Source organism: Gluconobacter sp. GP1, from assembly GCF_032913585.1.
Lineage (GTDB): Bacteria > Pseudomonadota > Alphaproteobacteria > Acetobacterales > Acetobacteraceae > Gluconobacter > Gluconobacter cerinus.
On the sequence record NZ_JASGXC010000001.1, the window covers coordinates 793,384 to 817,845 of the forward strand.

Here is a 24,462-nt window from a genome sequence, read left to right on the forward strand (position 1 = left end):
CAAAAAACGCCATCCCTCGCCTTTTTAGAAGTCTGCGCGAACGCGGACTTCCCAGGTTGCTGGCCGACCAGCAACTGCAATGTTGTCTCCACCCACAAAATAGCCGCGTGTCACGTCATAGTGCTTGTCGGTGATATTGCGACCAATACCTTCGATTTTCCAATGGCCCTTATGGGGCGCGAACGAAATATACCCGCCCCATAATGTATAGCCCGGAATGGTATTGGCGGAGTTCAGAGCCGTACTCGTGGTGCGCAGGCTGTAATCTACACCTGAAACGAGATCATATTTTCCAACGCGCCACGTATAATCGACGGAACCATTGGCCGTAAAATGAGGCACCTCAATCCCACGTCCAGACACATCCTGCGTGACACCAACCCAAACACCATTGACCTGCTTTGAGCTCGTAACAGCACTGAACTTGTCATAGGCACCTTCGACATACGCCCCAGACTGCGCCACGTGCAGCCCCGGGATCGGGGACCATTCGACTTCGTATTCGCCACCAAACATATGGGAGCGCGGCGCATTTACGAACAGACCAATAGCGGATCCGGTCGTTGGGCTATAGGCGATGGACTGAACCTGACGGTCGAAATAATCATAGTAAAAGAAGTCAGCATTTACCCGCAGGTTATACCTCGGCAGAATTAGCTTGTTTCCAACCTCGAAAGAATAAAGCTGCTCAGGCTTGAACGGATTGGTCATTTGCGTGACGTCAGACGAGTTGTACACCGTGAAGCCACCGGATTTCACACCTTTGCTGAAGGTGAAATACGTCATGTCATGGCTGAACGGATGATACTGAATGCTGAATTTTGCAGATGGCAACGTATAGGATTGCGACTGCTGGGCGACAGCGTTCTGCGGGTTCGTCACCACCCCGCCGACGAGGTAGTGAGCATAGACGTTATCGAGGGTGCGCTTCTCGTGTTCGACGCGAATGCCACCAACCAATTGCAGCTTTTGCGTAAGGTCATACGTCACCTGACCGAAGCCGCTGATTGTATTGACTGTCTGCGAATAACGGACGTCTCCATCCGTATTGTAAAGAGCCTCAAACCCCGACTGGTAACGGTCATTCAGCCACTGATGACCGTAGTAAATACCTCCAATCCAGTGAAGTCGGCCAGATGTATTGGATGAGAAACGCAGTTCGTCGGCCACGACATTAGCCCGCGTATTGAACTTCACGTCTGCCAGAGAGAGTGAGGAATCATCAAAATTGTCGTATTCGTCACGCTGCATGTAATCGTAGCTGGCGAGGTTCGTGATTGTGAAATCACGGAGATGCTTCTCAACCCGCAGACTGCTGCCACCCGTATCGATATGGCTGTATGGCTTTTGATCCGGCGTCAGACCAGTTTCTTTGGCAAACTGCTCCGAAGTCCCCCAACGGGTATTATAGCGACTGGAGGACGCAGGCATTGGATTGGTGGAGCTGAGGCTGGTGATAGGCTCCCACGCGTAGACGCCCGTTCCATCAGAACGATCCCGGCTACCATGCAGGTTCCACTCCACCTTCCAGCTCTCTGACGGAGTATAATCCACCAAAAGGCGAGCCGCGCCACGATTGACGTTCCCGAGATGGGCCTGAGCCTCAGGATTGTACTGCCACGCCCCGCCCTGCTGTGTTTCGCCAGACAGGCGAAACTTCAGTTTGTCGTTGATTGGACCGGAAATATACCCGTCGATCTTAGCGCTGTCGAAACGGCCATACTGGGCACTCACGCCTCCCACCAGCTTATCGGTCGGTTTGTTCGTGATATAGTTGATCGCACCGCCTGTCGTATTCCGACCATACAGCGTGCCCTGCGGACCGCGCAGAACTTCCACGCGCTGCATATCAAACATCATTCCGTTGATGCCGAACGGGACCGGGTTCGCCACCTCATCGATATAGATACCCACAGTCGGGGAGTTGTTGCTGGAGTAATTGCTAAATCCGACACCGCGGATCGTATAAGTGAACTGCCCACTGCCGTAGGACGGCTGGATCTGAAGCGATGGCGTAGCGTACTGGAGATCGAACACATTGTTGATGTTCCGATTTTCCAGCATCTTTGCGGAAACGACGCTGATTGACGTACCGATGTTCTGTGGGCTGTCTGCCTTGCGCTCCGACGTCACCACAACGTTTTCCACGCGGGAGGCTTCAGATGCGTGAACTTTAGGCGCAGCCGATGCATGAGCAGCTTTTGCAGAAAGCGCGCTGCCCTTTCGTGACGTAGCCTGAGCAGGCTTCTTCGTCTGGGCATTCTCTTCCGCAGCCGCAGCAACATTCCAGAGCGGCAGAAATGCAACGCTGGAAATCAGTGCAATACGCCCACGAACAAGGAGGGCATTCCTGCGGTACGGAGCAGTAAGTACGTCGTGCATCGGTTCCGCCTAATAACTAAGTTTTTTAGTTGTTAATGAAAACAACTATTTAATTGCGTTTAAGGGATAGAAAAACGATTCACAACAGGTTATGTTGTGGATGCAACAATTTTTTGTGTTTCTGACCGCGACATAAGCAAGAGATCAAGATCCATGGCTCCCCAGATGACACTCGCCGCATTTCTTCTCCCGACCGGCCATCATGCGGCAGCCTGGCGACACTCAGGATCCGCCCCTGACGCAGGAAGCAATTTCAAACGCCAGCTTGAACAGGCACGCCTCGCTGAACGGGGGCTGTTTGATGCCGTGTTTATCGCTGATTTTACAAGCTCCATTGACGAAGCGACAATCGATGGCTTCCGCAGGATGACATATGCGGCGTCTTTCGAACCTCTGACGCTCCTTTCCGCACTGGCTGCCACAACAGATAAGATTGGCCTGATTGGCACTGTCAGCACGACCTATTCGGTGCCTTATCACCTCGCCCGGCAGTTCCTCTCGCTTGACCAGATCAGCGGCGGACGCGCTGGATGGAACCTTGTCACGACAGCCAACGTCAAGGAGTCCATTCATTACGGGCGTCCAAGCCATGTCCCTCATGCAGACCGTTACCGTCAGGCCCGCGAATTTGCACAGATTGTAGAGAATTTCTGGGATAGCTGGACCGACGATGCATTCCTGAGAGATACAGAAAGCGGAGCATTCTTCGCGCCTGAAGGCCGGCGCCCATTTGATTTCAAAGGCGAGTTTCTCTCTGCAGCGGGGCAGATCGATATTCCCCGTTCGCCGCAGGGCAGACCCGTTCTCGTGCAGGCGGGCTCTTCCGAGCCGGGGCGCCAACTAGCTGCGGAAACTGCCGAAATGGTCTTTACCGCCCAGCAAGACCTTGAGGAAGCAAAAGCTTTCCGCCTCGATCTCCACCGCCGCATGAAAGAAATCGGCCGGGACCCTGCATCTCTGAAAGTTATGCCAGGCGTATATCCGCTCGTTGGTCGCACGCAGATGGAAGCAGAAGATCTGAAGGGTGAACTTGATGAACTTACCCATCCTGACGTCGGGTTGTTTCTGCTAGGAGGCATGACGGGCACAGATCTGCGTGGTCTGCCCCTTGATGCGCCCCTTCCAGAAGCCCCCGCGGACTTCAACGGAAACCGCAGCCGCCAGACACTGCTCGTAGAAATGGCCAAGAAGCGCAACATGACCCTGAGAGACCTCTACCTCGAAGTCAGCGGCGCGCGCGGGCACTGGTCCATCTATGGCGGTCCCAAGGAGATTGCAGATCAGCTTGAAGAGTGGTTTGTGGAAGGTGCGGCAGACGGGTTTAACGTCATGCCTCCCATTCTGCCGCAGAGCCTTGAAACGTTTGTGGATCATGTGGTGCCAGAACTTCAGAGACGCGGCCTGTTTCGCACAGCCTATGAAGGCTCCACCCTGCGCGAGCATCTTGGCCTCAAGCGCCCGGCTCCCGGCGAGACCCCATGAAGTCAACTTTTGCGCTTTTAACCATGGCGGGTCTGAGTCTGGGCACGTCCGCACTGGCCCAGACGCGCGATACAATGAGTATTGGTGTCTCAATTGAGCCGCCTGGCTTGGACCCAACCCGCAGCCCAAGCGAGGCCATCGGCACAATCACATACAACAACGTCTATGAGGGCCTGACCCGACTGGACCGTGACGGGCACGTCCAGCCCCTGCTTGCACGGGCTTGGACTGTCTCAGACGAAGGCCGCGTTTATCACTTCACTTTGCAAGAAAACGTTCATTTTCATGATGGAACTCCCCTTACCTGTGAAAATGTGCGGTTTTCCCTTTTGCGTGCAGGGGCGACGTCCAGCACAAACCCCGATCGTACATTCTTTACAAACATCGCGGATGTGAGCTGCCCCGACACCGCCCACGCAGATATCGCACTCAAAAAAGCCCATGGCAGCTTCACCTATGAGCTTGCGTGGAATGATGCCTCCATCCTGTCACCCTCATCAGCAGACAAGAACGCCAGCCATCCCATCGGAACAGGGCCGTTCCTCTTTCAAGCCTGGCAAAGAGGCGATCACGTCACCCTGTCCCGCAATCCCGATTATTGGGGAAAGGCGCCAGAACTGAAGGCTGTCACATTCCGGTTCATGCCTGATCCGCTTGCTGCCAGCAATGCGCTTCTGGCGGGAGAACTGGATGCTTATCCCTCGTTCCCTGCCCCTGAAATTCTCGGCCGTTTTGCAGGAAACCCGAACCTCAAGGTCGTGCGTGGAACCTTTCCGTTCAAAGCCATTCTGGCACTGAACAATGCTCGCAGGCCATTCAATGACCTGCGCGTACGTCAGGCTCTTGCCTACGCCATCGATCGAAAGGCCCTCATTCAGGCTGGGGCCGATGGAGAGGGAACGGTCCTGCAATCTCACATGGCTCCCAATGACCCAGACTATGCTGCACTCCCCGATCGGTATCCATACAATCCGGAGCGCGCACGGGAGCTTCTCAAAGAGGCTGGCATCAAACCGGGAACGCAGCTGACGCTCTCTTACCCGCCCATCACCTATGCTCGCGATACGAGCGAAATCGTTGCCGCTTATCTGGAGCAGGTTGGCCTGATCGTTACGTTACAGCCGCTGGAATGGCCATCATGGCTGGGACGCGTTTTTGGGCAGGGCTCTTTTGACATGACAGTCATTGCCCATACAGAGCCGCATGACATTGGGATCTACGATCGGGATAACATCTACTTTCATTACAAGAACCCGCAGTTTCATGAGCTATTCGAACAGTATGAAGCCAGCGACAACGCGGAGGATCGGCATCGACTTTCTGTCGCACTGCAAGATCGCCTCGCACAGGATGAGCCCAACGTCTTCCTGTATTCCCGCCCTCGGGACACAGTTCTGAACCGGCGTATCTCCGGCTTATGGATTAACCAGCAGATCGCAGCCTGCCCTATGGCAGATGTGACGTGGCAACCATGATGACCAATCTTGCCGCTGCCATTTCAGGAAGACTGGTGGTTCTCGCAGTCGCCAGTGTGATCGTGTTCGCTTTGTTGAACCTTCTTCCAGGGGATCCGGCCACAGTGATGCTTGGGCTGGATGCAAGCCCGGACAACATCGCAGCTCTCCATCACCAGCTAGGCCTCGATGCTTCCCCCGCAACACGGTATCTGCGCTGGATTTCTGGCCTGCTGCATGGAGAGGCTGGAACGAGTTACGCCTATGATGTCCCCGTTCGTGGGCTGATCCTTGAGCGCTTCCAGAGCACCCTCCCTCTGATCCTGCTGGCTACGGGCCTCGCTCTTCTCATTGGGTTACCCACGGGAGCCATCGCAGCCACTCAGCGTGGAAAAGGTCTCGATCTTGCCGTCATGGCAACATTGCAGTTCCTCAAATCCATTCCGGACTTCTGGCTCGCCATGATGATGACGCTGCTGTTTTCCCTGACGCTGCACTGGTTTCCGGCCGGAGGATTTACGGGCTGGAACGCAGGATTTTTCACCGGACTGCGAGCTCTGTTCCTGCCCACAGTCGCCCTGGCCATCCCGCAGGCAGCCATCACAGCACGCTTCATGCGCTCCTCTCTCATCGATGTTCTGAACCAGGACTTTATCCGGACAGCACGTGCTCAGGGCTACAGCCGCAAGGGCATTCTCTGGAAAGTCGCCATTCCAAACGCATTGATTCCAGTTCTGACACTGATCGGCATTCAGCTCCCCGTTCTGGTAACTGGGGCAATCATTGTCGAAAGCGTGTTCAATATTCCCGGTTGCGGAAAACTGCTTCTGGAAGCCGTGAACCAGCGTGACATTCCGGTCGTACAGAACCTTGTCATGCTGATTGTCGCGGGTGTTCTGCTGCTCAATCTGGCACTTTCCATCGTTGTGCGCTGGTTAGACCCGCGCCTTGCAGGAGAAAGTGCATGACCCGGCTTCGCACGAACAGGAGCCTGATTGCTGGAAGTGCCCTTCTTCTGACGTGCCTTGTTCCAGCAACCATTACGTGGATCTGGCGGGGTGGCCGCTCTCCTCTGATTGATATCGCGCATCGTTACGCTCCGATTTCTTTCTCTCACCCACTGGGAACGGACCCATTCGGACGTGACATTGCGAGTTATGTCCTGACAGGGGCTTTCAACAGCACGGTAATCGCCGTAATTGCGGTGACACTCGCGACAGTCATTGGAACAGCCTTGGGGCTAGTCGCAGCTTATGGCGGTTTGCGCGGCAAAGCCGTGATGAGCACAGCAGATCTGGGGCTGGCTTTTCCACCTATTCTGATCGCCGCCATGCTCGTCACAGCGCAAGGCGCCTCTGCCAGTGGCGAAATTCTCGCTATTGCCCTTTTCGGCATCCCAGCCCAGATCCGGATTACACGACAGGCTGCGCACTCCATTCTTGTACTCGATTACATTGCAGCCGCCCGCATGGCAGGACTGAACTCAATCGATACGATCCTTCGCCATGTTCTTCCGAACATCGCGCCTATCCTGATCGTTCATGCCTCGACGTCTTTAGCGTTGGCCATTCTCTCAGAAGCCGGCCTATCGTACTTGGGGCTTGGGGCACCGCCCCCTCAGCCGGATCTGGGACGAACGCTCGCGTCTTACCAAATCCATATTTTTGACCATCCCCTGCTTGTTGCAATTCCAGGTGTGACCGTGATGGTTCTGGTGCTCGGGTTTAATCTGCTTGGCGACGGCCTGCGTGACCTTCTGGAGCGCCCTTTCAATCGACTGAAAGGACAGCCGTCATGAGCCGCCTTCTGTCCGTTCAAAACTTATCAGTCCGTGCAGGCGCTACAGCCATTTTGCACCCTTTGTCCTTCACCATGAACACTGGTGAAACCGTCGCTGTCACGGGAGAGTCTGGATCGGGAAAATCCACGCTTGCCCGTACGCTTATGGGATTGCTCCCTGATGGCTTTGAAACGTCAGGTCAGGCTCTGTTTGAAGACCAGAACCTCATTTCTCTTCCGGAGCACCAGCTTCGAAGCCTGCGCGGTCAGAAGATTGCCATGGTTTTTCAGGAGCCCATGACCGCGCTTAATCCAGTCCGTCGGATTGGTCAGCAAATCGGGGATACGTTCCGACTGCACACCGCCATGACAGGTCGCGAAATCAAAGAGGCCGTTCATCAGCTTCTGGATCGTGTTGGCCTCAGTCGCGCAGGGGTTTCAGCAAACGACTACCCTCACACGCTGTCAGGCGGTCAGCGACAGCGTGTGCTCTTGGCTATCGCAATCGCGTGCAAACCAGCACTGCTGATTGCTGACGAGTTCACAACCGCACTGGATAGCCAAACCCAAGCCGAGGTCATGGATCTGGTCCAGGATCTTGCTGCTGAAAATCAGATGGCCATTCTGATGATTTCCCATGATCTGGGCCTGATCCGCCATAAAGCCAGTCATGTTCTGGTTCTTCAACACGGGACACTCGTGGAAAGTGCAAAGACGGAAACACTTTTTTCAGCACCTCAGCACCCATACACACGTGCTTTACTGAGCATGTCCCTACACGGAGTGAACCATCCGCCGCTGACACGCCTGCCAGTGCCAGAAAATCTGGTGTCTGAGGTGGCGCCATGAGCCATATTCTGGAAGCCAGACATATCCAGTACGATGTTGCAGGCCGAGGAACATCGCTGCTTCGCTCGCGGAAACCGAAGACCATTCTACAAAATGTCTCTCTTCACGTAGATAAGGGCGAAACACTGGGGCTCGTTGGGTCCTCAGGGAGCGGAAAATCCACGTTGGCTCGTATCCTTACGGGTTTAGTCGGTGCCAAAAGTGGTCAAATTTTCTTTGAAGAACAGGATATTACGTCCCTCACCGGCGCTGCCCGACACCGCTTCAGACCCCACATCCAGATGATTTTCCAAGACCCACAAGGAGCTCTGGACCCTCGGCAGACCGTTGAAAAAATCGTCGCAGAACCTCTTTATCAGACCGGTTTGAATGCTGAAGAGAGGAACCGTCGTGTTCTTGACGTTCTGGCGGACGTGGCTCTGCCGGAAGACGCCATTAGCCGCTATCCGAAGGAATTTTCCGGAGGCCAGAGACAGCGTATCGCAATTGCTCGCGCGCTTGTAACCCGCCCCGATGTTATCGTGGCCGACGAGGCTGTTTCGGCGCTGGACGCCTCCACTCAGGCCATCGTTCTGAACCTTTTGCTGGATCTGCAGGAGCGTCATGGGTTGTCATATATTTTTGTCAGCCATGACTTGGCTGTAATTCGGCACATTTCACATCGTATTGCTGTTTTAGATGGTGGGAGAATTGTCGAAACGGGGCCCACAGCGGACGTTTTGACACACCCCCAACACCCGACAACCCGTGCCCTCATTAACGCTAGCCTCTGAAATCACACGTGCCATGACTTCCAGAATCCGCCATAATCTCATCACGGACATTCCGGGCATTCGCGTTGGAAATGTGCGCAATGTTCAACAAAGAACTGGCGTCACGGCGCTTATGTTCGACCGGCCAGTTGTCGCTTCAGGCAGCTTTCTTGGCGGAGCCCCTGCACTTCGGGAAAATGCGCTTCTGGAGCCAGAAATGCTGGTGGATGGCATTCACGCCATCGTGCTGTCCGGTGGATCGACGTACGGTCTGGATGCAACTGCCGGCGTGCAGGCATGGCTGAGAGAAGAGTTTGACGCTCTTCCCACGCCAGATGGCCAAGTCCGTGTGCCTATTGTGGTGCAGGCCAGTCTTTTCGACCTTGTAAACGGCGGCGATAAGGACTGGGGGCGATACTCGCCTTATGCGGAACTGGGCTATCAGGCCGCACAAACAGCATCTCACGGTCCCTTCAAACTAGGGACCGAAGGCGCCGGAACCGGCGCAACTACTGCGACTGTGAGAGGGGGACTTGGATCAGCCAGCGCCATAACCTCCAGCGGGCACACGGTCGCAGCGCTTATGGTCGTCAATGCTGTCGGGACGGCCACAGTTGGAGACGGACCGCACTTCTGGAGCGCGCCTTTCGAACAGGATGATGAATTCGGAGGGCACGGTTTCCCGCCACATCTGACAGCAGATGACCTCAAACTCCGCATGAAGCCGAATTACGTTGCTGGAACCACAATCGGCGTTATTGCCACTGATGCCACCCTGACGAAAGCTCAAGCCAAACGCTTGGCCATTCTGGCGCAGGATGGCGTCGCACGTGGCGTTTTCCCCGCGCATCTCCCACAGGATGGAGACGCAGTGTTCGGCATCGCTACAGGCGATGCACCCGCGCCCGCTTCCATTGAGGAGTGGACCGAAATTCTCCATACGGCCACGCAGGTCACAGCCCGAGCGATCGCGCGCGGCGTTTATGAGGCATCGCCCTTGCCGGGTGAGCCCACTCGCCCCACGTGGCAGGAACGTTTTGGGAGGAATACCAGCCATGACTGAGACACTTCCACCAGCAGAAACATTTTTCCGCGTTCCAGGCCGCAGGCTTGCCGTCTCTTCAAAACAGGCTGGAAGTGACACAACGCTCTTTTTTGTGCACGGATTGGGCGGGAACCGTCAGCAGTGGCGGCTACAGTGGGACCGGTTTTCCAAAGAGCCCATCAATCTCGTCGCATGGGATGCGCTTGGACATGGCGAGAGTGCGCGCTCCAAGCACGAACAGGTTTTTGCCAGTCGGTTTTCGGTACAAGACCTTGCCGCTGTTCTGGCAGCGTTCCCCTCGCGCAAACGCATCATCGTCGCTCATTCTTTTGGGTGTCGCATCACGCTGGAATGGATTTCCGGATTACTTGCTGCTGGAGAGGACATACCCGTTGATGGCCTCATTCTGTTGGGACCGGCATCTCTTGCCCCGTCCCTAAAGGGGCCGATGTTTGGAAACTGGATGGACCGTCTGCCCTTCTGGATCGCCTCGTTTGCAAGACCGGCTTTACAGGCTCGCTTCGAGAAGCTGGCATGGGCTCCAGACGTAGATCCAGAGATACTCAAAACCGAGCGTCAGGCGACGAAGCGCAACAGCCTGTTCATGATCAATGCTGTCCGTTCAGGTGCGGCCCCGGTCAATACGGAAATCCTGCGCCATTTTGACAAGCCCGTGCATATTCTTGCGGGTCAGAACGATGGCATCGTCCCTCTGGCGGAAGTCAGAAAAGTGCATGATTTCCTTCCCGCCAGCACCTTGGATATCCTGCCAGACTGCGGTCATCAGATCATGCTGGAACAGCCTGTTATCGTAAACCAGTACGTTGAAAGAGAACTTCAGCGACTTTCCTCCTCTCCCGGAGAGGCGCCATGACTCAGGACGTTCTGAACAACGATATTTCTGCTGACCAAGCGTTCACGATCGCTGGCATCAATGATTTTATCCTTGGTTACCTCGGATATGACTTGCGTCTCGTCAAAATTCTTGAAGTTGCAGATCAGTCAGAGGACTGCCTGGCGAACACCTATGCTGGTCTGCTCTGGATGCTTTCTGAAACAGGTGATGTTCCATCAGAAGCGCGCCGATATCATGAACGCGCAACTCAATCCGTTACCAGTGCCCTTCCGCGTGAAAAGCTTCTGTTTTCAGTTCTGGAGGCCTCTATTGCGGATGATCCAGAGGCTATTCTTCGCCTGACAGATCGTATTCTATCCCAATGGCCGCGTGATCTGGTGACTTTGAAGCTTCGCCAGTATCACGATTTCATTCGAGGCCGCTTTGAGGACATGCTGGCCGTTGCGTTACGCAGCGAAGATGCCGCCGGAGACGTTGCCGCCCTGCACGGTATGCTGGCTTTTGCCTATGAGCAGTGCCACGATTTACCTGCTGCTGAGCGTTCTGCCCGCACAGCCCTTGCCATGGATGCATCGGAGCCGTGGGCCCAACATGCCCTTGCTCATGTTTTCCTGACGCAGGGACGCATTGATGAGGGTACCGCGTTTCTTGAAGAGCGGTCTGCTGGCTGGAAAACACTGACCTCCTTCATGGACACGCACCTGTGGTGGCATCTGGCTCTCTTTTACCTTGCACGCAATCGGGTAAGCGACGCTGTTTCGGTTTATGACCAGCATTGCTGGACCAGAGAACGCAGCTTCTCACAGGATCAGGTTGGCGCAGTATCCCTTCTGGTCCGTCTGGAACTGGCGGGAGCTGATGTCGAGGACCGATGGACGGACCTAGCGAACTGGCTCGCTTCACGACAGGATGATGTCAGTCAGCCCTTCCTGACCCTGCAATATCTTTACGGATTACTCCGCGCCCATCGTCCGGAAGGGCAGCATCTGCTGCGACGTATCGAGGGCCTCTCCGGGCAAAACCTGCCAGATCAACGAGCGTGGGATCTGGTAGGCATTCCTTTAGCCCGTGGGCTGAACGCTTATCTTCACAATGAAAACGTTTTAGCCCTGCTCTCTTTCAACGATGCGCTTCCTCACTTGCAAGATATTGGTGGCAGCCACGCCCAGAGAGACCTGTTCATTCAAATCCATCAAGACATGAAGCGACGCATGTCACAGACTTGATCAAGCCCCCACGTCTGCCTTGATCCTGGCTGTAATTTCAAGCGAGCGCTTGCGGCAGTCCTGATCATGAATCGGGACTGCCACCATCAGCTCGTCAGGTTTGTGGCGTTCCAGGAAGTGTCTTAGCTGTCCCGTCACACTCTCTCTGGACCCGGCAAACGTATAAGCCAGCGTCTGCTCAAGGAGCGCCTGCTCCTCTGCCGACCACAACGACAGGATATTATTGACAGGTGGCGGAAACGCGATAGGCCGCCCGCGGCGCAAGGCCATGAAATACTGGTATAGTGACGTCGCCAGGCGCTTGCCATCTGCTTCCTCATCCGCTGCAATGACATTGACTGTCAGCATCACATGAGGCCGCGCGCATCTTTCGGACGACTCAAACCGTGACCGATAGAGAGCAATGGCCTCTTCCATCTGCGCTGGCGCGAAGTGAGATGCAAAGGCGTACGGTAGCCCCAACTGGGCGGCCAGAACGGCCGAAAACAGAGACGATCCCAAAATCCAGACCGGAACGCGCAGGCCCATTCCGGGAATGGCACGTATCAAATGCGTATCTTCCGCCGCCATGGGCTCGAAGTAATGCAGAAGCTCAACCACATCTTCCGGAAACCTGTCAGGCGCTGATGGATCGCGCCGCAGAGCACGGGCTGTTCTCTGATCAGCCCCTGGTGCCCGGCCCAGACCTAGATCTATGCGGCCAGGAAAGAGCGTCTCCAATGTTCCGAACTGCTCTGCGACAACAAGGGGCGAGTGATTTGGGAGCATGATTCCGCCGGAGCCCACCCGAATACGGGTCGTTGCCCCAGCCACCTGACCGATCAGAATGGCCGTTGCCGCAGACGCAATTCCCGGCATGGAATGGTGCTCAGCCAGCCAGTACCGATGAAACCCCAGATTTTCCGCCAGCTTGGCAAAATCGATTGTATTCCTGAACGCCTCACGAGGGCCTGCGCCCCGTGTGATGATTGAGAGATCAAGAACAGAAAACGGGATCATTGTGTGGTCCTTGAGGTCAATGCGTTCAGACGTACGGCACCGTAGCACGAACCAACAAAGCCGTAGCCATTGTCACCGTACAGACTCCTGACGCGGCACTTCACTGATGCGTTGCGTTCAAGTTCCCGTCATTCAGGCGCTTCATTACTGTCGGGTCAGGACCGAAAAATGCAGGAATAATTTAAAAATTCACAGCTTTCATATTCTTCAACGCAAGCATTTGAGCGATGGTGGAAGCCTTCTGCCGAGATCATGACGCAGACTTTACATCCGTTCTTTGAGGCAATCGGCGTATGGGTCTGAGAAAGTTTCAGTTCTCTGCAGGAGCCTCTCACGTAACGGTTTTTTCTGGTTTCCGCTTCTGAACTGTTTCCTCGTTCTGACAGGGCTGCGTTCCATATGACAACAACCTTTGCCATTCTGCTGGCAACAGCCGCAATCATTGCAGTCGTCGTACTCATTGCGCGTTTTCGTCTGAATCCTTTCATCGTTCTCTTCAGCGTTTCTATTCTGCTGGCTCTTTGCGCGGGTATGCCTGCGGACAAGGTTGTCGCATCTTTCGAAGCTGGTGCCGGACACGTCCTCGGGCACGTTGGCACGATCATTGCTCTCGGGACCATGCTGGGCAAAATGCTGGCTGAGTCCGGAGGTGCTGACCGGATTGCCCTGACAATTTCAGAGCGCGCTGGTCGTCAACGGATTGACTGGGCCATGATGGTGATAGGCCTGCTTGTGGGGCTGCCAGTCTTCTTCGAAGTTGGCGTTGTCCTGCTCTTCCCGCTCGCTTTCGTTCTTGCAGCCCGAACGGAAACATCGCTACTGCGAGTAGCTCTCCCCATGGGTGCGGCGCTTTCCGTTACGCACGCCATGATCCCGCCTCACCCGGCAACGCTCCTTGCCCTCTCGGCCTATCACGCCAACACGGGAACAACGATCTTCTGGGGCGTTCTGCTGGGAACACCAATTGCAGCCATCTCAGGCCCGCTATTCGCGCGCTTCATCAGCCCCCGTGTTCTGATCACAGAAAAGAATGCGTTGGCAGAACAGTTTGTACGGCGTGAAATCCCGACAAACCTCCCAGGTTTTACGGTTACCGTCCTAACCATCACATGCCCCGTCATCCTGATGCTGATCGGCTCTTCCGCGGACATGTTTACGACTCCGAGAAGCGCACCAAACATGTTCCTGCACTTCATCGGCAACACGGACATTGCGCTGCTTCTGGCAACCGTCATGTCGTTTTACGTGCTGGGGCTGGCCCGCGGCTTTTCACGGGAAACCATTCTTCGCTTCACCAATGAGTGTCTTGGCCCAACGGCCCTTATCATGCTTCTGGTTGGTGCGGGCGGGGGCTTTGGTCGTGAACTCATTGATAGTGGCGTCTCGAAAGCCATCACGGACGCTGCCGTCAGCGCGCACGTTCCACTTCTCGTGCTCGCATGGCTTCTGGCCGCAATCGTGCGTGTCGCTTGCGGGTCTTCTACCGTTGCCATGAGTACTGCCTCTGGCATTGCGGGTCCGATCCTCGCGCATTCGCAGGGCGTATCACCAGAACTCATGGTGATTGCCACCGGCGCAGGGTCCGTAGCTTTCGGCCCCATGAACGATGCCGGCTTCTGGCAGATGAAAGAATATCTTGGCCTGACCGTGCCGCAGACAATCAAGACCTGGTCCGTTCTGGAAACGATCATTGCCGTTCTGGGACTGGTCTTCTGCGTTGGTATTTCAATGTTCATCTGATCCGCGTTTGCAGAGCGCTGACACAGCAAAGGAAAAAGGATTTTCCATGAGTGTATCTCTTTTTGACCTGACGGGACGCCGCGCTCTGATTACGGGATCGTCTCAAGGTATCGGCTTCAGTCTGGCTAAAGGCCTGCAAGCGGCGGGCGCTGAAGTTGTTCTGAATGGGCGGGATGCTTCAAAACTCTCGGCTGCATCCGAGGAACTGGGAGGTGTCGAGACACTTGTTTTTGACGTGACCGACCACGCAGCTGTTCGAACGGCAGTCGATCGCTTCGAAGAAGATACCGGGCCTATTGATATTCTGGTCAACAATGCAGGAATGCAGCACCGCGCGCCCTTGGAGGACTTCCCACCAGAAATGTTTCAGAAGGTTCTTCAAACAAACCTGACGTCCATTTTTAATGTTGGACAGGCTGTTGCGAGACATATGCTAGGCCGTAGACAAGGTAAGATCATCAATATTGCCAGCGTCCAGACGGCCCTCGCCCGCCCGAATATCTCCCCCTATACGGCCACCAAGGGTGCCGTGGGGAATCTGACCAAGGGGATGGCGACCGAGTGGGCAAGACACGGCCTTCAGTGCAATGCCATTGCACCGGGTTACTTCGACACGCCTCTCAACGCTGCACTCGTAAATGATGCAGAATTTTCAACGTGGTTGGAGAAGCGCACACCAGCGGGTCGATGGGGACAGCTTGATGAACTGACGGGTGCCTGTATTTTCCTTGCTTCCGGTGCATCGTCGTTTGTGAATGGCCATGTTTTGTATGTGGACGGCGGTATCACGGTGTCTCTCTGAAGCAAACGCGCCAAAGACACATCAACGCCGTGTCAGAAGCCCCATCAGGAAACAGGCGCCTATCGCAGAAATGACTATTCCAACTGGCAGCTCCTGAGACGGCAAAAGACAGCGGCTGAGAAGATCTGAAAGGATTGTCAGCATCCCCCCCGCGACCATAGCGGGGATAAGGATATTTCGAACAGACCGTCCCCAGATGGGCCTTATGAGATGCGGCACAATCAGTCCGACGAAGCCGATCGGCCCACACAATGCCACTGTGGTTGCACAGCTAAACGCGCAAAGGGCAAGAACACAAAGCCGTAGCTTTCTTGTTTGCACCCCGAGGGACGCTGCGGTTTCCTCTCCGGCCATCAAAGCATCCAGATCAGCTCCAAAAGCCCATTTACCGAAGATCACGGGCAAAAGCCCCAACACGACAAGTGGCAGGGCCGACCAGCGAGCGGCGGAAAAACTGCCCATCGTCCAGAACAGGACGGATTGCGCCGTATTACGGTCACCCCAGAAAATCAGCAGGTTTGTCAGAGTAGAGAAGACGAAGGAAATCGCCAGACCAGACAGCAGCATTCGTTCCGTTGAGACCCGTGCGCCAGACCGGGATCTAAACGATACCAGTAATAAAAGCGCAGAAGTTGCCAAAAAAGCCCCACCGACTGCACCAAAAGCGATCGTCCAGACGCCAAAAACGTCCCCCAACAATACGATGACAGCAACAGCCCCTGTTGCTGAGCCTGAGGACAACCCGAAGAGAAACGGATCTGCCAAGGGGTTGCGGGTTACGGCCTGAAGAAGTGCTCCTGCACCGGCAAGAATTGCTCCGGTCAAGAAAGCCAGAACCAGCCTTGGCATCCGCAGGGACCAGATAATCCGGGCGGCAATATCATGACTGGCTGGACCGGCTAAAAGTCCCGCTTGCAACGAATGCCAGGGAAGAGAAGCACTTCCGAGTGTAACTTCCAAAAATGCCAGCACACTCAGAGCCGGCAAAGCGCTGATGCCAAGAACGCGTTTCATCAAGGTACTGCGTCCGGGTGGAGAAAGGCTGCAATTTTTTCGATCACATCGATATTCGCGGGAGACGGCGTCATTTCATCATAGCGCACAACCAGAACACGGTTTGTCTTCAGGGCCGTACTCTCCGTTAGCAATGGCTGGCTTCGCAGAAATTTCAGACTGTCTGAAACACCTGCCCCGTAATCCATCACCAAAATAGCTTCAGGATCACGCAAACCCGCGTTCTCCCACGAAGCGGCACCCCAGTTTGTCGGTAAATCACGAAAAATATTTTCTCCCCCGCCCAGCCGGATCAGCTCTGTCGCGAGGGCATATTGGCCAGCTGTAAATGGCCGGTCGCGTCCACTGTCATAAAGGAAAACACGTAACGGATGATGGCCCTTGAGACGATCCTGAATGTGCTGAACGCGCCTTTGCCAGCTTTCAACCAATTGCCGAGCCTGCTGCTCCCGGCCGAAAACCTGTCCAAGGTTTTCTTCGTCGCCATACAGAAGGTCTAACGTCGGGAGAGCTGTAGAGTGCCCGGCCCGGAAGCAGCTTTCAGACAGAACAAGCGTCGGGATACCCTGAATTGCCAAGGTCTCGGGTGTCACATCCCCACCGACATGCATCCCATAATTCCAGCCGGCAAAGAAAAAATCTGTTCCGGCATCAAGCAATTGTTCAAGACTGGGATAGTGAGTTGCAATTTCCGGGATATCGCCCTGCTGAGCTTTGAAACCCGGTGTGTATTTGTTCCAGCCTGATATCCCCGTCAGACCACGAATATAGGGCTGCAAATGTAGAGCAAAGGCCATTTCCGCCATATTAACGTCGTGGATGACAGCATGCTCTGGCTGATGCGTGATCGTTACGGGCTTCCCGCAGCTCTGCACGGTAACCGGGTAGGCGAAGGCAGTTTGCACGGCAAAGCCACAAAACCCCAGAAACAGCATAAAGGCAGGCTTTTTCATGCGCCTCGCGGCCTAAAAACGAACGTCGTGCTGCCATCATCCAGTTGAACGGAATGAACATTCAAGCCGAACGCATGCCCTAGCTCCGAAGAGAGCAGAACCTCAGAAGACGCCCCATCCAGAATGATTTTTCCGTCCCTCATCAAGAGAGTTCGCGGCGCAAAATCAGGCACAAAAGACAGGTCATGCAGGACGGCCACGATTGTTAGAGGAAGGTCACGCAACAAACTTAACAGTTCTGCTCTGGCCGCAAGGTCCAGGTGATTGGTGGGCTCATCCAGCAACAGTATTTGGGGGGTCTGGGCCAGACATCGCGCCAGCATCACACGCTGACGCTCACCACCAGAAAGACTGCCAATCGGCCGTTTTAAAAAAGGTTCGACACGGAAATACTGGATTGCTGCTTGCAGAGCCGCAGTATCCTGCTGCGCCTGAGGAGTGCCTCGAAACGGGAGACGACCAAGTGCGATATAATCTTCAACTACGAATTCAGGAGTTACATCATCGGTCTGGGAAAGCCATGCAATCTCGCGCGCTACCGCTGGTCTGGACAGGGTGCTGAGCAGCGTTCCTTCCAGAACTATCTCCCCTTCCGTGGGTGAAATTAATCCAGCGAGGAGCTTCAGAAGCGTGCTTTTCCCTGCACCATTCGGGCCAATGAGTGCAACATGCTCACCCTCCCTGACGGAGAAATCCGTCAAAGAGAGTATGCAGTCATACCCGGCACCATGCGTCTGAAGCACAACCTCAGGCACGATCAGAAACCGGCCTGAACACTGATCGAGAAGGACCGCGGCGCCCCCAACATCACTTCACTCGGATAACTGGTATCAGCCCACTGAATGAAGTGCTTGTTTCCCACATTGTCTACCCGGCCATAAACCGTCACGCCACGATAGGCGTGCCATGCCGCGAAAAGATTGACGAGCGCATAGTCTTTCAGACTCAGGGTGTTGGCGTAATCGCCCTTGCGGGCAGATACGTAACGCATACCAGCCCCCAGATCGACCGGCAGATCTGCAACCCGGGACCAGACACCCCACAGGTTAGCCGTTACAGCCGGAACGTTCGGGACCTCGTTCCCGGAAGCATTCACTGACGCTGAAGGATGGAATGATCCATAACGAGACCACGTATAGGCAACATTTCCCGACAGGCTCCAGTGTTTGCCCAGCGTGAGGTCCCCCTGCCATTCCACACCCCGTGACTTTTGAACGCCCGCCGTTGCCACGCTGTCCACTCCTGTGGCCACAAGAACTCGAGTACGGCGGATATCGTACAGAGACAGCGTAGAGGACAGGCGCCCTTTCCAGAAAGAGCCCTTGGCGCCGATTTCTCCCTGCCTGGACTGACTCAGGCGTGAAAACTGCCCTTTATTAACCAGGAAGATATTGGAGCCCGGCGGATCTTCAGCCGTTGTGTACACGCCGTAAAGGCTGATGTTGTCTGTCAGATCATAAACAGGGCCAACCCTGAAGTTGGCAGGATTGTAGTTCCCCTTGAAGCTGGTCGCAGGATTGAACGCACCGGACTGGCTATAATTCTGACGATCCAGTTTCAGCCAGTCGTAACGAAATCCACCCACTACACGCAGATTGTCCCGCACTGTCAGGACGTCTTCCATGAAGATGCCTGCGTCCACCATGGTTGTGGGAGATTTCGTATATGGATACTCCCCCGCAAAACTCCCGACGGCCGCACTCTCAGGACTACTCAGAGAAACACTGTCCGCATATGTCGCGTCCGGAAAACCACGGTTTCGGATGAGCCGCACATAATACGCGTCTCCACCGACGACCAGACGGTTCTTCATTCCGAAAACGTGGAAATCAAACTGGCCATCCAGCGTGTCACCCACCTGATGCTGGTTCATATAAACATAGAACCGATCGCGACCGACCCGACCGGGTGCAATGGCATTTCCCGCTGCGTCCGTCTGCCCGGCTGAACCGATATAGCTGTAGGATTCAGCGTTATTCCAGTTGCGCTTGGCGTAAAGGACGTAGGTTTTATTGTGGAACGTCATGTTCTCCGTTGGCTGCCACGTCAGATGGAGCGTCGGAGTCACATTAACCGAGCCAGCTTTTGCATCCTTGGCATTGTAATACCGCCAGAGCGATGACCGGCTTACGCCTAATCCCTTGGAAGACGACAGCAGGCCGCCTACGCCATCATGGACCTGAGCCAGCGGGACCAAAGGGGTTCCATAGTACGTCGATAAGCGATCTGTCAGATAGTCGACGCCAAAGCGGGCTGTAAATTTCTTCGAAGGGTGCCAGAGCAACGTTGTCGTGAAATCGTTGCTGTGTGGGTCTGCGCCAGCAACGTATCCATCAGACGAGGTACGACTGAAATCACTTCGAATGGCCAAAGTGTCAGTAATGGGAACCGAACCGCCCACGCCAGCATTCCACGTATTGAAACTGCCATAAGATACCAGAGCATTAGCATGCGGCCCATCAAACGCAGGGTCACGCGTTCGCATATCCACCGTGCCGCCAACAGCGCCCTGCCCGTACAGAACAGACGACGGCCCCTTGAGAACCTGAACGCTCTCAAGATTAAAGCTGTTGAGCGGACGGTTCACCATCGTGGTCGGGCCGTAATAAATTCCGTCCCTCAGGATCAAAACCTGATTTCCGCTGAAGCCACGCATCATCATCTGCGCCGGACTTCCTGGAGATCCACCGGAAGAAACACCCGGTGCACTGTCTGCGGCGTCTTCAACGTGCGCATAACCGCGCTGTTCCGTCACGCTGCGCTGAATCACATTGATCGTCGCAGGATTATGTTGAACCGTGAGCCCAAGTCTGCCGCCGATAACAGCACTATCCTTCAGCGGCTGCGCCCGACCATGCGCCGTAATGTGTTCTTCTTTCGCTTTGGCCGCCGCCTTCCTGACGTCTTCTGTCTGGGCGAACGCAGGCTGAAAAACGGTCAATGCCGCAACGGGCAACACACCGACAAAACTGATTTTCCTCATGGATAACGCAAACTTCACTCAACAATGCGTCACTACGATGAGCAGGATGAACCATCCTGCTGCGTCCGGTGCACCCCGCCCTTTCGCTTCGTCCATGACCATTTTCGATGGCAGGTCTCCTGGCTTGCGGATCATCGGCAGATCGCGAGCCTTCCCAAGGCTGACGCCCCAGTGGCCGGGTTCCCGGAACCCATCGTGATCAGCCTCACCGCTCACAGTTGCGGGGGCAGCCGCAGCATTTCACTGCGTTCCCTTTTCATCCCCTTCCGGGGAACCATCATTGAGCAGGGGCATAACCGAAACTCCCATATAGTCAAACACGTATGTTATAACATATCAATAACTGAAGTTATCAATTTGAACAATGGAGGCCCCCTCAATCCTTGGAAGAGAAACCAAAACATGCCTAATCTCATGCTTCCCCACTCTGGACAGAAAGTGTCGCAGGATGAAGCTCTGTCGTTTTGGTCCCTTGGATCAGGAAACACCTGGACTCATTGATGACACTGGCATCCTGAGAAGCCTCAAAGGGATTCTGCCTGATATTACGGCTGCCCACCTGTCTCCAGAGCAGCTTGACGCCTTACGGGCCATTAATCCGAGCACTCTCCCTGTTGTTTCAGAAGCACCACGCTACGGTATTCCGTTCTCCGGTGCCGGAAAGTACATCTGCATTGGCCTGAACTATCGGGATCATGCCGAGGAAGCAGGCCTTCCCCTCCCCTCAGAGCCAATCGTCTTCATGAAAGCCATCTCTGCCCTGACGGGTCCGAGCGATGGTATTCTGGTCCCCCAACATGCCACCAAATTGGACTGGGAAGTCGAACTCGCAGTCATTATTGGCACAAAAGCGTCTTACGTCTCCCCGGAGAAGGCTTTGGAGCATGTTGCGGGATATTGTGTCGCCAATGATGTCTCTGAACGCTCATTTCAGATGCAGACAAGTCAATGGGACAAAGGCAAAGGCTGCGACACATTCGGGCCTTTAGGACCATGGCTTGTGACGACCGATGAAATCGCCGATCCGCAAGCACTCTCCATGCGGTTAGATGTCAACGGACACCGTCGGCAGACGGGGCATACCTCCAACATGATCTTTGACGTCCGCAGCATCATTTCACATGTCAGCAACTACATGACCCTGATGCCGGGCGATATCATTGCTACAGGCACACCTGCCGGCGTCGGAATGGGCATCAAGCCTCACGCAGTCTATCTCGAACCAGGGGATGTCGTAGAGCTGGAAATCGAAGGGCTTGGCATTCAAAGGCAGACCGTGAAGGCCAATTCTTAGCTGATTCGACAGAAAAACGTCTTTTACGAAGCGATTCTTGAAAAACACCCATTTTCATAATTATTTTTTTTGTACGAACCACTTGCCCGCTCAACGTCGCAGAAATGCTGCCTACAATGTTACAACTGCGAAGGTGCGTGAATTAAAGATTGAAGTTTCTGAGAATGAATATCATTTGTAACTTTAGAAATACGGGAAAGTCAGCTGAAATTCTCGTGAAAATTCATTTCCTAGGAGGCAGTTAGCCCTTTCCATGAGACTTCCAGCGTCGAACGTTCCTCAACGTACACATCTAGGCCCAATGCTTTTTACAGCACTTTTGCTGTCAGGCACGTGGAATGGCGCCTTTGCCGCGACCACTGATGACGTATCTCCAGAAGCTCGTAAGAAATCAGCTTCAACGACCGGTCTTAAAGAGGAACGTTCCGCTTCACCAAAATCGCAGAGCACGCAACAGAAACACGCGTCACAAGAAGATGAGACCCCCGGCAGCATTGAGCAGCTTCTGGTGCAGGGTCATCGCCGCAATGCCTCTACGGATGGTACCGGCACTTACACGGTTTCTGCGGTCTCTACGACGAAAATGCTCCTTAAACCGCTGGACGTTCCACAATCCATCTCAGTTCTCAGCAGCCAGCAGATGAAAGACCAGAACCTCAATACGGTTGATGCTGCGCTCAAACAGGTCGCGGGCGTGAACGTCAATATGTATGGCGACGGAACGGGCGGATACACTGCCCGCGGCTTCTCGTTACAGGCCCAGTATGACGGTGTTCCGTCCATGAGTGGGCTGACTTTAAGCCAACAGTATGATCTGGCCATCTACGATCGTATTGAAGTCCTGCGTGGACCAGACGGCATGCTTCAGGGCTCCAGCACACCCGGCGGGAGTGTCAATTTCGTCCACAAGCGCCCGACCGATGACTTTCAGGGCAATGCTTCGTTCTCGGCTGGCTCATGGAACAATTACCATGCCACCCTTGATGTCGGCGGCCCTCTCGCGCACTCAAAAATTGTCTCGGCACGACTTGTCGTCGCAGGCACCGACCGCAACCAGTTCTACAACAATGCCTATGATCGTCGCTGGACGATTTATGGCGTCACAGATGTGCACTTAACGCGGCATGATACCCTGACAGTCTCCGTCACGTCTCAAAGCAACGATACAACCCGTTATATGGGGCTTCCCCGTGCCAGTAATGGCGCGGATCTGAATCTGCCGACGAGCACGTTGGTGGGGGCCAACTGGGGCAAATCCGAAGTCCCGATGACTGAAGTTGAGGCACAACTGGAGCATCTCTTCTCTCATGGCTGGCGCGGGCGCCTCAACTACCGTCACCGAACCGCAGCCACCACACTGCAATACGCTTATCTCAACGCGTATAACGCGTCCGCAAAGACTGGCAATTTCGTCGCAGCCAATACACGGTATGACGAGACGAATGATGGCCTGGACGCCTACGTCACCGGGCCGCTTCACCTCTTCGGGCAGAAACATGTTCTGATGATGGGAGCGAACTACGATCGCTATCTCTATGAAGGCGGCGGTGCCAGTGCAAACTCCCGGACCTACACGGCGCTTGCCGGTATCCCTATCAATGCGAACAATGCCATTCCGTCTCTGGCTCTCCCTACCATTACCAATCGCTACTGGGAGCCATCCACGCAGTGGGGCGTGTATGGTCAGGCACAGATCAAGCCTGTTTCACGCTTTTCCATCCTGATTGGTGGCCGGGTGAGCGGGTATGTCAGCAAGACACGTCGTATTTCCCCAACTGTTGGTGCCACCAGCACCGATATCGACCAGCAGGGCATCCTGACCCCTTACATCGGCGGCGTTCTGCACCTGTGGCCGAATGTCACGGCTTATGTCAGCTACGTTTCGACTTTCTCGCCTCAGTCTGCGTTTGATACCACCGGGCGCCTTGCGCCTGTCCGAGGCAATCAGCTCGAAGGTGGTATCAAGGGAGAGTTCTTCCACGGGCACCTGGGCATGACCCTGTCTGGCTACAAAATCATCCAGAAAAACGAAGCCATCTATAACGGCACCATCGGCGCCATCTGTGGGCCCGGCGGCGTGGATGACTGCTACGTCGCGACAGGAAAAACACGCAGCCAAGGTGCCGAAGCAGAACTGATTGGCCGCCCTCTGGAGGGCTGGGACATCAATGCCAGCTATACTTATAACGACAACCGGATCGTCAATAACGGTAGCGCCACACAGTCTGGCCTAACCTATGCTGGCAACTCGCCCAAGCATCTGTGGAAGCTCTGGACACATTACAGGTTCGAGCCATATCGCGGGGCACAAAAGAATGTCTGGAGCATCGGCGGCGGCTTCAATGCTCAAACGAGTACATTCGGCACAAATCGCACCGTGACGCAGGGCGGATACATTATTGGCTCCATCCAGGCTGGATACCAATGGAACAAGTATCTTTCCCTCTCCGCAACACTGAACAATATCGCCAACAAACGATATTATCAGCGCCTGGGAAATCTGTACTACTACAACTACTACGGAGAGCCGCGGAACTTCATGTTTACGCTCCGTTCTAATTTCTGAAGCAAATCTCAGCCGACTTCATAAACTCTTTGATTGTACGCGGGGCTCCATAAATATGGATGTGCCGCGTTCAAAGCTTGGGGGGCCGTCTTCTCCGTATGCGTGTCCGGGCCAATCGTGCCCGGGTCGGTCTGTCTGGCCCACAGCAGTATCATGATAAGCCCGGCAATCAGGATAATGATTGTCAGAAGAACCCAGCGTTTTTCCATGATTTTTGCTCCTTGCGGCAATCAGTCACGCTTTTTGGCTGCCCGTTTGGATCATAAATCGGAGCTGGAGCCAAGGT

Annotated in this window: 20 protein-coding genes and 1 riboswitch; of the genes, 13 read left to right on the forward strand and 7 right to left on the reverse strand. The window is 54.8% G+C overall.

All coding sequences use genetic code 11. From position 1 onward, the window contains the following. Positions 1-24: 24 nt before the first annotated feature. A complete protein-coding gene (locus R5H23_RS03575) occupies positions 25-2,382 on the reverse strand; it encodes a TonB-dependent receptor domain-containing protein (protein ID WP_317214381.1) in 2,358 nt (785 codons plus the stop codon). Between the two features lie 153 nt (positions 2,383-2,535). Between R5H23_RS03575 and R5H23_RS03580 the strand changes: the two genes are divergently transcribed. From R5H23_RS03580 to R5H23_RS03620, 9 genes are read left to right on the forward strand one after another with little or no spacing between them, the layout of a single operon-like run. Further along, a complete protein-coding gene (locus tag R5H23_RS03580) occupies positions 2,536-3,864 on the forward strand; it encodes an LLM class flavin-dependent oxidoreductase (RefSeq protein WP_317214382.1) in 1,329 nt (442 codons plus the stop codon). Beyond that, positions 3,861-5,339 (forward strand): ABC transporter substrate-binding protein, encoded by a 1,479-nt coding sequence (locus tag R5H23_RS03585; protein ID WP_317214383.1) that lies wholly within the window; start codon positions 3,861-3,863, stop codon positions 5,337-5,339. Before R5H23_RS03580 ends, R5H23_RS03585 begins: the two co-directional genes overlap by 4 nt. Continuing rightward, positions 5,336-6,286, forward strand: coding sequence for an ABC transporter permease (locus R5H23_RS03590; protein WP_317214602.1), 951 nt, complete (start codon positions 5,336-5,338; stop codon positions 6,284-6,286). The genes R5H23_RS03585 and R5H23_RS03590 overlap by 4 nt, the downstream gene beginning before the upstream one ends. After that, complete coding sequence (locus R5H23_RS03595) at positions 6,283-7,116, forward strand: ABC transporter permease (protein ID WP_317214384.1); 834 nt, start codon at positions 6,283-6,285, stop codon at positions 7,114-7,116. Before R5H23_RS03590 ends, R5H23_RS03595 begins: the two co-directional genes overlap by 4 nt. Beyond that, positions 7,113-7,946 carry an ABC transporter ATP-binding protein gene (locus R5H23_RS03600; protein WP_317214385.1) on the forward strand — a complete coding sequence of 278 codons (834 nt, stop codon included), beginning with the start codon at positions 7,113-7,115 and terminating at the stop codon, positions 7,944-7,946. Before R5H23_RS03595 ends, R5H23_RS03600 begins: the two co-directional genes overlap by 4 nt. After that, positions 7,943-8,719, forward strand: a complete 777-nt coding sequence (locus tag R5H23_RS03605; protein WP_317214386.1) for an ATP-binding cassette domain-containing protein — start codon at positions 7,943-7,945, stop codon at positions 8,717-8,719. The genes R5H23_RS03600 and R5H23_RS03605 overlap by 4 nt, the downstream gene beginning before the upstream one ends. A 13-nt stretch (positions 8,720-8,732) precedes the next feature. Beyond that, positions 8,733-9,761, forward strand: coding sequence for a P1 family peptidase (locus R5H23_RS03610; protein WP_317214388.1), 1,029 nt, complete (start codon positions 8,733-8,735; stop codon positions 9,759-9,761). Next, a complete protein-coding gene (locus tag R5H23_RS03615; RefSeq protein WP_317214389.1) occupies positions 9,754-10,617 on the forward strand; it encodes an alpha/beta hydrolase in 864 nt (287 codons plus the stop codon). Before R5H23_RS03610 ends, R5H23_RS03615 begins: the two co-directional genes overlap by 8 nt. Further along, positions 10,614-11,825, forward strand: coding sequence for a tetratricopeptide repeat protein (locus tag R5H23_RS03620; RefSeq protein ID WP_317214390.1), 1,212 nt, complete (start codon positions 10,614-10,616; stop codon positions 11,823-11,825). Before R5H23_RS03615 ends, R5H23_RS03620 begins: the two co-directional genes overlap by 4 nt. On the opposite strand, the gene R5H23_RS03625 is transcribed toward R5H23_RS03620, so the two are convergent. Then, positions 11,826-12,824 (reverse strand): LLM class flavin-dependent oxidoreductase, encoded by a 999-nt coding sequence (locus tag R5H23_RS03625; protein WP_317214391.1) that lies wholly within the window; start codon positions 12,822-12,824, stop codon positions 11,826-11,828. Positions 12,825-13,223: 399 nt separating this feature from the next. On the opposite strand from R5H23_RS03625, the gene R5H23_RS03630 reads away from it, so the two are divergent. Together R5H23_RS03630 and R5H23_RS03635 are read left to right on the forward strand one after the other, a co-directional pair. Then, positions 13,224-14,564, forward strand: a complete 1,341-nt coding sequence (locus R5H23_RS03630; RefSeq protein ID WP_046901908.1) for a gluconate:H+ symporter — start codon at positions 13,224-13,226, stop codon at positions 14,562-14,564. A gap of 46 nt (positions 14,565-14,610) precedes the next feature. Then, positions 14,611-15,366 carry an SDR family oxidoreductase gene (locus R5H23_RS03635; protein WP_317214392.1) on the forward strand — a complete coding sequence of 252 codons (756 nt, stop codon included), beginning with the start codon at positions 14,611-14,613 and terminating at the stop codon, positions 15,364-15,366. Between the two features lie 21 nt (positions 15,367-15,387). Here the strand turns inward: R5H23_RS03635 and R5H23_RS03640 are convergent, their stop codons facing one another. Genes R5H23_RS03640 through R5H23_RS03655 form a run of 4 tightly spaced genes read right to left on the reverse strand, consistent with a single transcriptional unit; the run spans position 15,388 to position 20,316 of the window. Further along, complete coding sequence (locus tag R5H23_RS03640) at positions 15,388-16,380, reverse strand: iron ABC transporter permease (protein ID WP_317214394.1); 993 nt, start codon at positions 16,378-16,380, stop codon at positions 15,388-15,390. Beyond that, positions 16,380-17,333 carry an ABC transporter substrate-binding protein gene (locus tag R5H23_RS03645; RefSeq protein WP_317214395.1) on the reverse strand — a complete coding sequence of 318 codons (954 nt, stop codon included), beginning with the start codon at positions 17,331-17,333 and terminating at the stop codon, positions 16,380-16,382. The genes R5H23_RS03640 and R5H23_RS03645 overlap by 1 nt, the downstream gene beginning before the upstream one ends. After that, a complete protein-coding gene (locus R5H23_RS03650; RefSeq protein WP_317214396.1) occupies positions 17,330-18,088 on the reverse strand; it encodes an ABC transporter ATP-binding protein in 759 nt (252 codons plus the stop codon). Before R5H23_RS03650 ends, R5H23_RS03645 begins: the two co-directional genes overlap by 4 nt. 2 nt (positions 18,089-18,090) lie before the next feature. Then, the gene (locus R5H23_RS03655; RefSeq protein WP_317214397.1) at positions 18,091-20,316 is read right to left on the reverse strand and encodes a TonB-dependent siderophore receptor; all 2,226 of its coding nucleotides are present in this window, start codon (positions 20,314-20,316) and stop codon (positions 18,091-18,093) included. A gap of 91 nt (positions 20,317-20,407) precedes the next feature. After that, positions 20,408-20,610, reverse strand: a riboswitch (cobalamin riboswitch). A 154-nt stretch (positions 20,611-20,764) separates the two neighbouring features. Between R5H23_RS03655 and R5H23_RS03660 the strand changes: the two genes are divergently transcribed. Together R5H23_RS03660 and R5H23_RS03665 are read left to right on the forward strand one after the other, a co-directional pair. Beyond that, a complete protein-coding gene (locus tag R5H23_RS03660; protein ID WP_317214398.1) occupies positions 20,765-21,610 on the forward strand; it encodes a fumarylacetoacetate hydrolase family protein in 846 nt (281 codons plus the stop codon). Positions 21,611-21,911: 301 nt separating this feature from the next. Continuing rightward, positions 21,912-24,176: a TonB-dependent siderophore receptor gene (locus R5H23_RS03665; protein WP_317214399.1), complete on the forward strand. Its 2,265-nt coding sequence runs from the start codon at positions 21,912-21,914 to the stop codon at positions 24,174-24,176. An 8-nt stretch (positions 24,177-24,184) separates the two neighbouring features. Here the strand turns inward: R5H23_RS03665 and R5H23_RS03670 are convergent, their stop codons facing one another. Beyond that, entirely contained in the window at positions 24,185-24,385 is a 201-nt protein-coding gene (locus R5H23_RS03670) for a hypothetical protein (protein ID WP_099212848.1), read from the reverse strand. Positions 24,386-24,462: the final 77 nt, after the last annotated feature.